The sequence below is a fragment of the Alienimonas sp. DA493 genome (genome assembly GCF_043951915.1).
Taxonomy (GTDB): domain Bacteria; phylum Planctomycetota; class Planctomycetia; order Planctomycetales; family Planctomycetaceae; genus Alienimonas.
In genome coordinates, this window is the sequence record NZ_JBINJD010000049.1 from 1 (window position 1) to 14,848 (window position 14,848).

Sequence of the window (14,848 nt, forward strand, 5' to 3'; positions counted from 1 at the left end):
CTCCCTCACGGTCGCGGCTCCATTCCGGACCAAATCGATTCCGCCTGCGTCTGGCTGCTGGCCCACCGCAACGCCGACGGCGGGTGGGGGGACACCGCCGAGTCGAAGACGAACGTCTCCACGACGGCCCTCGGCCTCGCCACGCTGACGGTCTGGGATCCGCCCACGGAGAACCGGGAGAAGCGGGACGAGGTCGTGGCCGACGCCCGGCGGTGGTTCGACGCCGCCGGCGGGTTCGACGCGGTGGTGAAGCGGTACGGGAAGGACAAGACCTTCAGCGTGCCGATCCTGACCCACTGCGCCCTCGCCGGACTGGTCCCGTGGAGCCGGGTCACGGCGCTGCCGTTCTATCTGGCCACGCTGCCGCCGCGGTTCTACGCGGCGGTGAAGCTGCCGGTCGTCAGCTACGCCCTGCCGGCCCTGATCGCCATCGGGCAGCTCCGGCACGTGAAGAGGCCCAGCCGCAACCCGTTCGTCCGCGGCGTGTCCGCACTGACGGTGCAGCGGACGCTGGACCGGCTGGAGAGCATTCAACCGAGCAACGGCGGTTTCCTCGAAGCGGCCCCGCTGACCGGCTTCGTGCTGATGAGCCTCTCCGCCGCCGGTCGGGCGGAGCATCCGGTGGCCCGGAAGTGCGTGGAGTTCCTCACCGGCAACGTGCGGGAGGACGGCAGTTGGCCGATCGACACGAACCTCGCCACCTGGGTGACGACGCTGGCCGTCAACGCCCTCGGCGACGACCTGCCGGCGGAGGCCCGCCCCCCGATCCGCGACTGGCTGCTCGGGCAGCAGTACCGGGAGGTGCACCCCTACACGCGGGCCGCCCCCGGCGGCTGGGCCTGGACGGACCTTCCCGGCGGCGTGCCGGACGCGGACGACACCCCGGGGGCGGTGCTGGCGCTGCACGAACTAGAACGCTCTCGGGGCGACGCTCTGCGTCGCCCCGCAGGGGACGCAGAGCGTCCGGCCGCTCCGCGGCCCCCCCGTCCCGACGCAGAGCGTCGGGACGAGAGCGATCGGGCGATCGCCGCCGGCGTCCGCTGGCTGCTCGATCTGCAGAACCGCGACGGCGGCGTGCCGACGTTCTGCCGCGGCTGGGGCGCGCTGCCGTTCGACCGCAGCGCCCCGGACCTGACCGCGCATGCGGTCCGGGCGTGGGCGGCGTATCGGAACGCCCGCCGCGCCGCGCAGCGGGAAGCTGCGGGAGAGAACCGTTCCGAGTCCTCGTCCACCCAATACCTCTTCCGGCCCGCCTTCGCGTACCTCGAAGAGCAACAACGCCCCGACGGCTCCTGGCTGCCGCTCTGGTTCGGTAATCAGCACGCCCCGGACGATATCAACCCGGTCTACGGCACCGCCCGTGTGCTGGCCGCGTTCGTGGACTGCGGGCTGACCGACGACCCGGCCTGCGTCGCCGGGCGGGACTTTTTGCTCTCCGTGCAGAACGCCGACGGCGGGTGGGGCGGAGCGGAGGGCTGCCCGTCGACCGTTGAGGAAACGGCCCTCGCGTCCGAGATTCTGCTCCGATTGGCCCCGGAACGGCCGGAACCCTGGGCGGGGGTGCGGTGGTTACTAGAACGGGTGGAGGACGGCCGCTGGACGACGCCCAGCCCGATCGGGTTCTACTTCGCCAAGCTCTGGTACCACGAACGGCTGTATCCCGTGATCTTCACCGTGCAGGCCCTGCGAGCCGCCCGCGTCGCCTTGCGGGAGCGGGGGGACGGGCGTCACGATGGCGTGTCCGCGGCGGCCGCTGTGTAAACTCCCCCCGGTACGCCCGTCCCGGTTCGCCCCGTCCCCCCGTCTTTCCCGGAGTCCCGCGTGTCGCTCGTCTCCACGGACACCGCCGACACGCTCGACCGCTCCGGAGTCGTGCCGCAAGGCGATTCGCCGGGCAAACGGCTCGTCTCGGAACTCAGCCCGCCGGCCGCCCAACCCGCCCCGGCGAAGCCGCAGGCCGCCAGCCGCTTCACCGACGACGACGTCGCCCCCCAGAAGCGGACCAAACGCAAGAGCACCAGCCACCTCAAGGCCGTCCCCGGCACGCTGGCCGAACGCGAGGCCCTCAAGGACGCCGCGGCGGAGTTCGTCACCACGCTGGATCTGCGCCAGCGGATGAACAAGCGGCAGCTAGAAGCCCACGGGCGGACGCTGCTGGATCAGATGGGCCTGGAGGAGAAGTACCTCGGCTTCGCGGCGGTGATGATCGGCAACGCCGTCTGGCGGAAGCAGTTCCTCGCCACGCCGTTCGAGCGCCGGCTCCTCCTGCTCCCCCACTGCCTCAAGCACGCCGAGGGCTGCCCGGCGGAGTACGACGAGTTCGGCCTCGACTGCGAGAAGTGCGGCGCCTGCTCCATCGCCGACTACAAGGTCACGGCGGAGAAGCTGGGCTACAAGGTGCTGGTCGCCGAGGGCTCGCCGATCGTGCTCAAAATCATCGTCAGTGGGTACGTGGACGGGATTTTGGGCGTTGCCTGCCTGAACGTGTTGGAAAAGGCGATCGACAAGGTGCTGGTCGCCGGCGTGCCGAGCTACGCCGTGCCGCTGCACAGCGGGGATTGCAAAAACACCACGCTGGACGAGGCGTGGATCTGGGAGGTGCTGGACAAGTACGAGCCCCTGACCGGCCCCGGCCGGGACAGCTACGTGCCGCTGATGCGGAAGGCCGAGAGCCTGTTTGAGTCGGAGACGCTGGACGGCCTGGTCCCCCCGCCGGCGACGACCGGGTTCGGGGCGGTGCGGCAGACGGCGGAGGTCGCCCGGGAGTTCCTCGCCCACGGCGGGAAGCGGTTCCGGCCGTTCATCACCCTCGCCGCCCACGACGCCATGACCGGCGGGGCGGCCCTCACGGCGAAGCAGGAAGACATTGAGGTCCCGGCCTCCGTCGCCCGGGCCGCCATCGCCATCGAGGCCTTCCACAAGGCCAGTCTCGCCCACGACGATATCCAGGACGACGACGAGCACCGCTACGGAAAGCCGGCGCTGCACGTTTCGCACGGCGTCGGCCGGGCGATCAACTTCGGCGACTGGCTGATCGGGCTGGGCTACCGGCTGCTGGCGAACACCGCCGACCCCGCCGACGGCGGCTCCCCGCAGGTCAGCGCCGAGCTGACCGCCGCGATGGCCGATGCCCACCAAAAACTCTGCGACGGGCAGGGGGCGGAGATGGCCTGGCGGGCCGCGGTCTCCGAGTCGACCGCCGATCTGGCGCTGGAGCCGCTGGACGCCCTGCAGGTGTACGCTCTGAAGACGGCCCCGGCGTTCGAGGCGGCGATGCTGGCCGGGCTGCGGCTGGCCGGCGAAGTGCCGCAGGAAACCCGGGACGCCGTCAGCGCCTTCGCCCGGCAGGCCGGCGCCGGGTTCCAGATTCGCAACGACCTCGCCGACTGGCGGGGGGACGAGGACAACAAGCTCTCCGCCGGCGGGGACGCCGCGGCTCTGCGGCCGACGGTGCTGCTGGCCCTCGCGCTGAAGCGGGCCAGCCGGGAGGAGCGGGAGGCCGTCGCCGCCTGGCTCTCCTCCCACGACGCCCCGGCGCTGAACGTCGGCCGATTGCGGCGGCTGTTCGAGCGGCACGACGTGTTCCAGACCGCCGAGACGCTGATCGACCGCTGCCGCGAGCGGGCCGTCGCCGTGGCGGAAACCGTCGAACCGGCCCCGCTGCGGGACCTGCTCCTGTTCCTCTCCGACACCCTGCTGGCCGACGACGAGCCGGTCCCGGTGAAGACGGAGCACCTGACCACGCTGCCGATCGTCACGGTCGGCTGAGGACGGGGGGGCTGACGGCGTCCCTGCGCGGGGGACGGGCGGCGTGTATCATGCGGTTTTGATCGGTTCTCCCTCGCCCCCGGAACGTCGATGTCGCCGTCCGCGTTGTCGTCGGTCGCCTTGGCGGCGCTGCTCCTGGCGTCCGCCGCCGACGCGCCCGCGGCGGGGCCGCGGGAGGACGACCGGGTTGCGGCGTTTCTTGAAGCGCACTGCCGGGACTGCCACACGGGCGAGGCCGCGGAGGCGGGGTTCGACCTCGATTCGCTCCCCCCCGATCTGAGCGACCCGCGCGCCGCGGCCGCGTGGGCGAAGGCGCTCGGGCGGATCGAACGCGGGGAGATGCCGCCCGCCGACTACGGCGTTCCCCCGGCCGACGAAACGGCGGCGGCGACCGCGGCCCTGCGGTCCGCCCTCACCGCCGCGGAACGGGTCCGCTACGCCGCCCACGGCCGGGCGGAGCTGCGGCGGCTCAACCGGGAGGAGTACGCCAACTCGCTCAAGGAGGTCCTCGCCTTCCCGCACCTGGAACTGGCTGAGATGCTGCCGCCGGACGGCCGCGAACACGGCTTCGCCAAGAGCGCCGGGGCGCTGGACGTCTCGCACGTCACCGTCAGCCAATACCTCGACGTCGCCGACTACGCCCTGCGGGAGGCGCTGGCCGACCTGCCCGGCCCGCGGCCGCCGCGGACGGTGCGGGTCTCAATGGACAGCGTCGAGGGGGCCGCCGACATCACGACGCTCCGCACGCAACTGCACCACTCCGTCGCCATCCCGCTGGTCGGGCAGGAAATCGACCCGACGCTGGAGCTCTCCCGCGGCGACTTCAACGACAATACGGACAACGGCTACCTCCGCGACCCGGAGCCGAAGTTCGACGGCGTCGCCACCTTCATGCACAGCCGGGCGAACCACCAGATCGTCGTTAAACCGTTCCGGGTGTTGCAGGACGGGGAGTACGTGTTCCGCGTGCGGGGTTGGTCGCTGCGGAACGACCACGGCACGCTCAAACCGGCCGACAAGCCCGGCGTCGTCGCTTTCTACGCCCCCTCCGGCCGGCTGCTGGGCCGCTGCGACCTGCCGGCGAACGAGCCCGGCGTGGGCGAGTGCCGGGCCTGGCTGCGGAAGGACGAACCGGTCGAATACCTCGCCGTCACCCCGCCCTCCGCCTGGGTGAAAGGGCGGCCGCAGGGGGACGATCGGAAGTGGAAGCACATCGATTCCGTCGGCGTGGCGATCCAGTGGCTGGAGATGGAGGGCCCGCTGCCGGCCGACGACGACGCCTGCCGGGCCGACTGGCCGCGGGAGAGCCACCGCCGACTGCTCGGCGACCTGAAGCTCGAACCGGTGCGGGCCGAGGCGGGCGAGACCAAACGCCGCCGCGGCCGCCCGGTCCGGCCCGTCGATCCGGAGACCGGCCTGCGGTACACGGTCGTCACCGAGAACGCGGAGGCCGACGCCGAACGCCTGCTGCGGACCTTCGCCGAGCGGGCCCTCCGCCGCCCGCCGACGGATGCCGACCTCGCCACGCCGCTGGCTCAAATCCGCGCCCGGCTGGCGGACGGCCAGCCGTTCGTAGAGGCGATGCTCGCCGGGTACCGGGCGTTGCTGACGAGCCCAGCGTTCCTGCTCCGGATGGAAGAACCGGGGCCACTGGGCGGCTATGAACTGGCCTCCCGGCTGTCGCTGTTTCTCTGGAACGGCCCGCCGGACGACGAACTCAAAGCGGCCGCGGCCAGCGGGGAACTGCTCACCGACGCCGGCCTCCGCCGGCAGACGGAGCGCCTGCTGAACGACCCGCGGGCCGAGCGGTTCGTCGCGGCGTTCCTCGACCGCTGGCTCTCCTTGGACGAAATCCGGCTGACGGAGCCGGACGAGAACCTCTACCCGGAGGCGACGGACTTCACGACCGAATCGATGGTCGAGGAAACCCGGGCCTTCTTCGCCGCGATGCTGGCGGACGACCTGCCCGTCAGCCATGTCTACGACTCGGACTTCCTCACCATCAACCAGCCGCTGGCGACCCTGTACGGGGTCGAGGGAGTGGAGGGTTCGGCGATCCGGCGGGTGCCGATCCCGGCGGATCACGTTCGCGGCGGGCTGCTGACCCAGGCCAGCCTGTTGAAGACGACGGCGAACGGCACGACGACCAGTCCGGTGGTGCGCGGGGTCTTCGTGATGGACCGCCTGCTGGGCGATCCGCCGCCCCCGCCGCCGGCCGCGGCGCCGGCGATCGAACCGGACCTCAGCGGCGCCACCACGGTCCGCGAGCAGTTGGAAGCCCACCGGGCCGACCCGGCCTGCGCCGGCTGCCACCGGAAGATCGACCCGCCAGGGTTCGCCCTCGAAAGCTTCGACGTGACGGGTGCCTACCGGGAGCGGTATCGCGTGCTGTCCGACGTGCCGCCCGGCAAACGGCCGCGGCGGCCGGACGGGCGGCCGATCGGCTGGATGGAGGGCCCGGCGGTGGAGTCCTCCGGGGACCTGCCGGGGGCCGGGCCGTTCGCGGACGTGAACGAGTTCCGCGATCGCCTCCGCGGGATGGACCGGCCGATCGCCGCGAATCTGCTCCGCCGGCTGACCGTCTACGCCACCGGCGCCCCGGTGTCGTTCGCCGACGAGGCGGAGTTCGACGCCGCCCTCGCCTCGCTCGAACCCGGCGGCTACGGGCTGCGGTCGATGGTGCACGCCGTCGTGCAGAGCGACCTGTTCCGCTGCAAGTAGGGTCCGCTTCGCGGACCGTTCGTCCCGCCGTCGTTTCCTCCACTCGGTCCGCACAGCGGCCCCTCCGAAACATGTCTCAGGCCCTCCCCCGCCGCACCGTGCTCCGTGCCGCGGGGGCCGCGCTGGCGCTGCCGTGGCTGGACGCGATGCGGCCCGCGTTCGCCCGCGGGGCGGCGGCCGAGCCGCCGCCGCGGCGGATGGTGGCGATCAACGTCGATCTCGGCTTCATGCCGGAGGAGTTCTTTCCGGAGCGGACCGGGCGGGGGTACGTCCTCTCGCCGTATTTGAAGACGCTCGAAGCCCACCGCGACGACTTCACCGTGTTCAGCGGGCTGTCCCACCCGGAGGTGGACGGCGGCCACCAGGCGGACCTCTGCTTCCTCACCGGGGCCCCGCATCCCCGCAGCAGCGGGTTCCGCAACACGATCTCGCTGGACCAGTACGCCGCCCGGTTCGTCGGACACCGCACCCGCTTCCCGGCCCTGCCGCTGCGGGTCGGGCCGAACAACAAATCGCTTTCCTACACCGCCGACGGGGTGCGGATTCCGGCGGAGGTGACGCCCTCGAAGGTGTACCGGCAGCTGTTCGTGAACGGTTCTCCGCGGGAGCAGCGGGCGCAGCTCCGGCGGTTGCAGGAGGGGCGGAGCCTGATGGACGCCTTCGGCGGGGAGATCGACCGCCTGAAGAAGCGTGTCGGCGGGGCGGACCAGGCCCGGCTGGACCAATACCTCACCGCCGTCCGCGACGTCGAACGTCGTCTGCACGCCGGGGAGCAGTGGGAGACGCGGCCCAAGCCGGCCGTCGACGCCCCGGTGCCGAAGGACGACCTCGACCCGACGAAGCTCGTCACCCGCACCCGGGCGATGTACGACCTCGCCCGGCTGGCCCTGGAGACGGACTCGACCCGGCTGATCACGATCTTCGTCTCGCAGCAGTTCAACCCGAAGGTGGACCTGCCCGGCGTGGAACTGCCGCACCACGCCCTCACCCATCAGAGCCAGCAGAAGGACAGCCGGACCCAGTTGCGCGCGATCGAGACGGCCCAGATGGGCGAACTGGCCCGCCTGCTGGACGGCCTCGCCGGGGCGGAGGAGGGCGGGGAACGCCTGCTGGACCGCACGATGGTGCTGCAGGGCAGCAACCTCGGGCACGCCAACCGGCACAGCACCACGAACCTGCCGATCCTGCTGGCCGGCGGCGGCTTCCGACACGGGGCGCACCTCGGGTTCGACCGCGAGACCAATCGCCCGCTGGCGGACCTGTACGTGAGCATGCTCCAACGGCTGGGCGTGGAGACCGACCGATTCTCCTCCGGCACGACCACGTTGCCGGGGCTGGAGCCGGCCTGAGGGGCCGCGGCGGGAAGTGGTTGGCCCGTCGCCGGCCCGGTAGCATCGGCCGGATTCGATCTTTCTAACAGGTGAGGCACGTGCGCTCGCAGCATTCGGCCGGCGCGTCGGCGGTCCTGGCGGTTCTGACGGCGGGCGCCGCGGCGTTCGGGCAGGCGCCGCCGACGATCCCGGTGGGGTACGACGCCTATCTCCAGTGGGACCAGTGGCCGCTGCAACGGGTCGGGGCCCGGGCTCACATGCGGAGCACCTACGACCGGCGGGGGAACAACGAAACCGCCGACGCCTCCCACTACCTCTATCAGGAGCGGGAGGACTTCAACGTGACCCTCGACGTGGAGGGCCCGGGGATGCTGTATTTTGCCCGCTACAACCACTGGCACGGTAGCCCGTGGCATTACGAGGTGGACGGCCGGGACCGCCTCATTCGGGAGACGACGACCGCCGACCCCGGCACGAAGCTCGCCGACGCCGTCTTCCTGCCGGAGCGGGCGTTCCCCCGGCCGCTCGCGGTGACCTACGCGACCACCAAAGGGGCCGATCTCTCCTGGGTCCCGATCGGGTTCGAGGAGCGCTTCCGCATGGCCTACTCCCGCACCTTCTACGGCACGGGGTACTACATCTATCACCAATATCTGCCGGGGGCGGAACTGTCGCGGCCGATCGAGAGTTGGAGCCCGGAGCAGGCCCCGCCGGAAGCCGTGGTCGAACTGTTCGAACGGGCCGGCACGGACCTCGCCCCGCAGCCCGGCACGCCGGAGGGCGACCGATTGGGGGTTGAAGAGAGCCGCGGCGAAACGGCGCTCACCGACGGCACGCTGCAGTTCCTGACCCTCAAAGAACCGGCCACGGTGCGGGCCCTGAAGTTCAGCGTGCCGCGGGAGCAGGCCGTCGACTTCGGCCACGTCCGGCTACGGATCACCTGGGACGACCGGGAGCAGCCGTCCGTGGACGCTCCCGTCGCCCTGTTCTTCGGGACGGGCACGTTGCACAACCCGGACGAGAAGGAGCATCTGGTGAAGGCCCTGCCGGTCAACGTGCGGTTCGCCGACGACCGGGCGCACCTCGCCTGCTACTTCCCGATGCCGTATTTCACGGGGGCCCGGTTCGAACTGATCAACGACACGGGCGTCGTCTTCGAGAACGTCCGCTGGAGCGTCCGCACGCAGCCGCTCCGCGGGGACTCGTCCGGGCTGGCCTACTTCCACGCGACCTACAGGGACCATCCGAACCCGCGGCCGGGCCACGACAACGTGTTCCTCGACACGGACGAAGCCGAGGGCGGCGGGCCGTGGTCCGGCAGTTTCGTAGGCACCTCGTTCATCTTCTCCGACCGCGGCGTGCTGACCACACTGGAGGGCGACCCGCGATTCTTCTTCGACGACAGCCGAACCCCGCAGGCCCAGGGCACGGGGACGGAGGAGTGGGGCGGCGGCGGCGATTACTGGGGCGGCCGCACGATGACGCTCCCGCTGGCCGGGCATCCGGTCGGGGCGCCGAATTCGGAGCGCAAGCGAAACCGCGAACTGCCCGCGGCCGAGGAGAACGTCGAATCCGCCTACCGGTTCCTGCTGGGCGACCTGATGCCGTTCGGCCGCCGGGCGGTGATCCGCTTCGAGCACGGCGGGGAGAACCAATCTGAGGAGCATTATCAGTCCGTCGCGTACTGGTACGGGGCGCCGCGGGCGACGCTCGAACTGACGGACACGTTGGACGTCGGCGACCCGGCCAGCGAGCGGGAGCACGCCTACCGCTCACCCGACGCCGGGGCGCCGTACGAACTGACCTCCCGGTACGAGTGGGGGCCGGACTCGATTCACATCACAAACGACGAACAGGACGGCCCCGTCGCGGCGCCGGAGCACTTCGCGGACTTCACCTTCGAGGCGCAGGCGGACACGGACTACGCCGTTTGGATTCGCGGCCGGTCCTCCGGCGGGCTACGGACGGACGCGGTCTGGTTCCAGTTCGACGACGCGATCGGCACGACCGGCCGCGGCGGGTTCGGCGAGAAAGGCTTCGGCAACTGGCGCGACGCGGCCCCGCCCGGGGCGTGGAGCTGGTCCAGCGAACTGCCCGATCAACCGCCGCGGACCGTGCGTTTCGAGCGGGCCGGCCGACACCGGCTCCGCCTCCAACGGCGGGACGGGGAGCACGAAATCGATCAGATCTGGCTCAGCCCCACGCAGCGGGACCGGCCGGCGCCGGACTTCCGGGCCGCCGCCGACGGCTCCGGCGCCGAGATCGTGCTGGAGGCGTCCGACGCCCTCAAAAAGGCCGGCGGCGTGCAGGCCGCGAAGCGGGCGGGCCGGATCGTGCTGACGGTCGGGCCGGAGCGAACCGGCACGTCGACCGAGGTCTTTCCCGCCACAACGAAGATCGGCCGCACCACGGCGACCTTCAGCGAGTTCGAACTGACACTCCGCCCGGACAACGTTGGCGTGATGCTCCGCCGCACGCTGGACTACGGTTTTCCCAATCAGCGGGCGCGGGTGTTCGTCGCGGAGGCCGGCGAGGTGCCGCCGCGGTGGCGGGAGGCGGGCGTCTGGTATCTCGCCGGCTCCAACACCTACTACCACTCCTGGCCGAAGCAGGCCGGCGAACTGGGGGCGTCCCAACCGGTGGTGCAGACCTCGAACCGGCGGTTCCGCGACGACGAGTTCCTGTTGCCCCGCGACCTGACTGCCGGCCGCAACGCCATCCGCGTGCGGGTGGAATTCCTCCCCGTAAAACGCCCCCTGCTGCCCGGCGGCGAGGTCCCCGACCTGGCGTGGTCCGAGATCGCCTACCGGGCCTACTGCTTCCTGTCCCCCGGCCGGCCCGGCGAGTGACCGCCGGCGGGGCCTCCGGGGTCGCGTCAGGCCGGCGAGGGGGCCGGTGGCGTCGAAGGAGAGCGTGCGGCTGCGCTCGGTCGGCTTGGCGCCGGCGCCGGCCGCCAGTGGTAGCGGGGGGAACCGCGTCTGCTTGCCGCGGCTCCCGGCGACGACCTGATCGAAGGAGATCCGCTTCGAAGAATCGCTGCCGGGCACGGCCTTGAGGTCGACGGCGGGACGGCCGCGTGCCGCCGGGGCTCCGTTAAACGGCCTCGGCGCTCTCGGACTCGGTGCATTCGCCGCAGCGGCCGCGGAGGACCACCTCGCCGATCGTGCCGACCTGCTCCCGGGCTGAGCCCGTGGCCGGCGTGAGCTTCAGCGCGAAGCCCTCCAGGCAGACGATCCGGCCGCACTCGGTGCAGACGTGGTGCGGGTGCACCGCGGCGTCGCCCTCAGCCGGCAGCCACTCGTAACGGCGCACGGCGTCCCCGAGGTCCAGCCTGGCCAGCAGGCCGGCGTCCGACAGGTCCGTCAGCCCGCGAAACAGCGTGGACTGGTCGAACCGGCGGGGGGCGTCGGCGGCCTTCTTCCCCCCGCGGCCGGTCGGGGCGGGCGGCCGCAGGCGGTCCACGACCTCCCCGTGCGACAGCGGCACGCCGGCACCGGCGAGTTCCTTCATCAACGCCAAGCGGGCGGGCGTGACCCGCAGGCCGGTCTCCCGCAGCCGGTCCCGCAACGCGTCGTCGGGCGGGACGACGGGGGCGTCGGGGCGGGCGGCTTTCGGCACGGGCGGACGCGGCGGTGAACGGACGCCGCCCTCCGCGGCGGCCTCCGGCACGATATAGACGCGACAGGGGGGCGGCAACGTCGCCCGCTCGGCCGCAGGCGTCGGGCAGGTCGCGCGGCGGAGGGCGAAGCTTGTCGCCCCGCTGTTCTGGTCGGAGCCGAATCCTGCCGAGAGACGCGGGTTCCGGAACACCGGGAAAGAACCGGCCACGCCCCCGAGGGCGAGCCGCCCCCGGCCAATCCGAGAGCCCTCGTCAACACGTCCGATAAGTGGTTCGGGTGGGAATCGAACCCACGACACCAGGATTTTCAGGCGAATACGCCCGTTCACCACCAGTCCGGCCGCGGCCGCTACGAAATCGTGAGAATCGTGCGGAACAGTTATCAGGATAGCGTTTTTCAGTGTTCGCACCAGTTCGCACCTCGTCACGCTGGGTCTCGCTAAAGCAGGGTAGTCGAGCTAATAGACCGGGTTTTGGGGTAGTTCTCAGAGCACGGACTCGTCCCGGCTCGGGATCGGTGTGGACGGAGCTCTCCACGGGGTTTCCGCGTGCGTCGCAGCACTGGTTCAGTCGAGACCATCAGAATCTCGACTTCGCAGGTGGTTGCCGTCGGGGGCGGCCTGACCGGGTTGGTACTACAGTTGCACATCAGGGCTCCGGTGGGGCGTGTCCGCGGGCTCTGTAGTGGCTGATCATGGCGGCGTGTTGATGCCGCCGTCGCCACCGCGACCAGGCCAGAACCGCCTCGTCGCAGCGGCGGCGTGCGAAGATCAATCGCACGAGGACGCGACGCGCTTCGGGGACCGTCAGCGGGATCAGGTCGCCCGCGTCTTCCCGCTCCTCGCCCGCTTTTTGGGGGCGGCCGCCGCGTCCGCGGCCCGGGCCCGGATCGCCGCCAAGGTCGTGTGGGCGAGCATCGACAGCGTCACGTGCCGGCGCCAGCCGGCCCAGCTTCTGACTTCGTAGTCGTCCAGCCCCGTCTCCTGTTTGGCCTGCTCGAAGCACTCCTCGATCGCCCACCGCGAGCCGGCGACCTCCGCCAGCTTTCGCAGCGGCGTGCCCTTCGGCGAGCAGGTCAGGTAGTACGCCCGATCCGGCACGCCGGCTTCGGACTCGTTCAGGCTCTCCCGGACCAGCAACGTCCACCGAAAGTCCGCGCCGTCGTCCCGCTCCAGCGGGGCGCCGTGCCGCAACGCCGCCCAACGATACCGCCGCTCGCCCTTGGTTCCGGCTCCGCAGGACAGCTCCTCCCAGTCGGCCGGGTCGCCGGCGAACTCGCGAACGTACTCCTCGACCTTCAGTTGCCGAAACCCCGGCGCCCACAGCCGCTGGGACTTCGAGACCGCCACGACGAAGCCGACGCCTCGATCTTCCAGCATACGCCGAAACCGATAGTCGCCGCCGTACGCCTCGTCGGCCGTCACCCACCCGCAGGGCACGCCCGCGTCCAGGGCCCGCTCCAGCATCGCGGCCGCCAACGCGGGCTTGGTCGAGAACTGAACCGCCTCCGGCACTTTGGCCGCCCGCCGCCGATCGGCGTCGTCCGCCCACTCCTGCGGCAGGTACAACGCCCGGTCGATCAGGGCGTGGCCGCGGAGCGTCCGCAGGGCCAGGAACACGCCGATCTGACAGTTCTCGATTCGGCCGGCCGTGCCGGAATACATTCGTTTCACCCCGACCGACTTCGTCCCCTTCTTCAGGAAGCCGGTCTCGTCCACCTTCAGGAAGCCGGTCTCGTCCACGATCAGCACGGAGGCGTCGGCCTTCGCCCGATCTACTAAGCGTTCGACGGCGTAGTCCCTCAGGTCGTCTCGCACCTTGTCGGCGTCCCACCGGGCCCGGGCGACGAAGTGTTGCAGGTTCGTCAGTTTGGACTCCCCGACCTCCTCCGCCAATTGCCAGCCGTTCTTCCGCTCCACGCGGCCGATCAGGCCTCGCAAGTACTGGACGGCCCGGCCCCGCAACTCGGGCCGCCGGAACCGCGGCCCGATCCGGCCCGCCGCGGCGTCGACCTCGCGGACCCACCGACGGACCTCCCGCACCCCGACCGTGGACACCCCTTGAACTCCTTCGACGCAGGTCCCGGATCGCCCACACTTTCCGTGCGGAAGCCCTGATGTGCAACTATAGTACTAGGCTTGTAGCACCTCGCCCGAATCGACGGGGCGGGCGGCGACGAGGTGCGGCGTCTTTCGGGCGTCGCCCCGCTGAGCCGGCCGACCGGCCGACCGGCCGAACCGTCGAGCGTCGTGCCGATCGACCACGCGGGCAATTGTCCCGTCAGCGGGATCCCGGGCCGACCGAGGCGAACGGCGGGGCGGCGGGCCGTCACGCAGGCGTGCCGGCGCCGGCATCATCCTATCGGCCGCGAAGGATCGGGCTTACTCTTGAGTCGGCGGCAGCGATCGGAGTATCGCCAGCCAGGCGTCCATCCCGGCGCCCGACTTCGCGGAAACCTCCAGCGCCTCCATCCCCGGCCGGACCGTTTGAACGCTGCGGTGGGCGGCGGCGGCGTCGAACTCGGCGGCGGCGGCCAAGTCGGACTTCGTGATCACCGCCAGGTCCGCGGAGTGGAAGATCGTGGGGTACTTCCGCGGTTTATCCTCGCCCTCGGTGACGGAGAACAGCACCGCCCTCAGATCCTCGCCGAGGTCGAACGTCGCCGGGCAGACGAGATTGCCCACGTTCTCCACGAACAGGAAATCCAGCGCCTCCAGGTCCCAGCCGTCCAAGGCCCGCTCGACCATCTCCGCCTCCAGGTGGCAGACGGAGCCGGTGACGATCTGACGGACCGGCACGCCGGCCTCCGCCAGCCGGGCGGCGTCGTTCTCCGTCGCCAGATCGCCCACCAGCGCCGCGACGCGGTACTCGTCCCGCAGCGTGAACAGGGTCCGCTTGAGGAACGCGGTCTTCCCGGACCCGGGGCTGGAGACCAGACTGACGACGCGGACGCCCGCCGCCCGGAACCGCTCCCGCAGGGCGCGGGCGACAACGTCGTTCTGTTTGAGGACCTGTTGGCGGACCTGCACGAGCCGCGTGGTCACGGGGGCTCCTCGAGTTCCAGGGACGTGATCTCCAACTCCCGGCCGGAGACGACCTCGGCTGTCGGCGTGCCGCACCGGGGGCAACGCAGGTGCAGGATCGACTCGACGTCCGCGTCCTCCCGGCACCGCGGGCAGTGTACCGCGATCGGCGTTTCCTCGATCACCAGCCGGGCGGCGGCCAGCGGGGAGTCCGCCCGGGCGAACTCGAAGGCGGTCGCGAGCGCCTCCGGCACGGTCCCGGACAGCGGGCCCAGCGCCAAGTGTACCGCGACGACCCGCGCCCCGTCGTACCGGGCGGCCTCCTCCGCGGCAACGGCCACGACCCGCAGCGCGATCGACAGTTCGTGCATCGGTCCGGCCCTCAC

General features: G+C 71.3%; 9 protein-coding genes. 5 read left to right on the top strand and 4 right to left on the bottom strand.

The genetic code is table 11. From position 1 onward, the window contains the following. The 5 genes from ACG2DA_RS09660 to ACG2DA_RS09680 all read left to right on the top strand — a co-directional run. A partial coding sequence (locus ACG2DA_RS09660) for a prenyltransferase/squalene oxidase repeat-containing protein (protein ID WP_395255382.1) occupies positions 1–1,761 on the top strand: 1,761 nt, incomplete at its 5' end. 60 nt (positions 1,762–1,821) lie between these two features. Continuing rightward, positions 1,822–3,768, top strand: a complete 1,947-nt coding sequence (locus tag ACG2DA_RS09665) for a DUF116 domain-containing protein (RefSeq protein ID WP_395255384.1) — start codon at positions 1,822–1,824, stop codon at positions 3,766–3,768. Between the two features lie 90 nt (positions 3,769–3,858). Further along, complete coding sequence (locus ACG2DA_RS09670) at positions 3,859–6,489, top strand: DUF1592 domain-containing protein (RefSeq protein WP_395255385.1); 2,631 nt, start codon at positions 3,859–3,861, stop codon at positions 6,487–6,489. 71 nt (positions 6,490–6,560) lie between these two features. Beyond that, positions 6,561–7,838 carry a DUF1552 domain-containing protein gene (locus ACG2DA_RS09675; protein WP_395255386.1) on the top strand — a complete coding sequence of 426 codons (1,278 nt, stop codon included), beginning with the start codon at positions 6,561–6,563 and terminating at the stop codon, positions 7,836–7,838. 80 nt (positions 7,839–7,918) lie between these two features. After that, positions 7,919–10,669, top strand: a complete 2,751-nt coding sequence (locus ACG2DA_RS09680; RefSeq protein WP_395255387.1) for a DUF2961 domain-containing protein — start codon at positions 7,919–7,921, stop codon at positions 10,667–10,669. Between the two features lie 244 nt (positions 10,670–10,913). Here the strand turns inward: ACG2DA_RS09680 and ACG2DA_RS09685 are convergent, their stop codons facing one another. From ACG2DA_RS09685 to ACG2DA_RS09700, 4 genes are all read right to left on the bottom strand, one after another. Beyond that, positions 10,914–11,516 carry a Fur family transcriptional regulator gene (locus tag ACG2DA_RS09685; protein WP_395255388.1) on the bottom strand — a complete coding sequence of 201 codons (603 nt, stop codon included), beginning with the start codon at positions 11,514–11,516 and terminating at the stop codon, positions 10,914–10,916. Between the two features lie 738 nt (positions 11,517–12,254). Then, on the bottom strand, positions 12,255–13,481 hold the full coding sequence (locus ACG2DA_RS09690) for an IS701 family transposase (RefSeq protein ID WP_395255408.1): 1,227 nt from the start codon (positions 13,479–13,481) through the stop codon (positions 12,255–12,257). A 339-nt stretch (positions 13,482–13,820) separates the two neighbouring features. After that, entirely contained in the window at positions 13,821–14,483 is a 663-nt protein-coding gene (gene hypB / locus ACG2DA_RS09695) for a hydrogenase nickel incorporation protein HypB (RefSeq protein ID WP_395255389.1), read from the bottom strand. Continuing rightward, the gene (locus ACG2DA_RS09700) at positions 14,480–14,833 is read right to left on the bottom strand and encodes a hydrogenase maturation nickel metallochaperone HypA (RefSeq protein WP_395255390.1); all 354 of its coding nucleotides are present in this window, start codon (positions 14,831–14,833) and stop codon (positions 14,480–14,482) included. Before ACG2DA_RS09700 ends, hypB begins: the two co-directional genes overlap by 4 nt. Between the last annotated feature and the right edge of the window lie 15 nt (positions 14,834–14,848).

What these genes read in the sequence shown, in the direction of transcription:
- ACG2DA_RS09670 (WP_395255385.1), top strand. Translation starts at nt 3,859, where the DNA reads ATGTCGCCGTCCGCGTTGTCGTCGGTCGCCTTGGCGGCGCTGCTCCTG.
- ACG2DA_RS09675 (WP_395255386.1), top strand. Translation starts at nt 6,561, where the DNA reads ATGTCTCAGGCCCTCCCCCGCCGCACCGTGCTCCGTGCCGCGGGGGCC.
- ACG2DA_RS09700 (WP_395255390.1), bottom strand. Translation starts at nt 14,833, where the DNA reads ATGCACGAACTGTCGATCGCGCTGCGGGTCGTGGCCGTTGCCGCGGAG.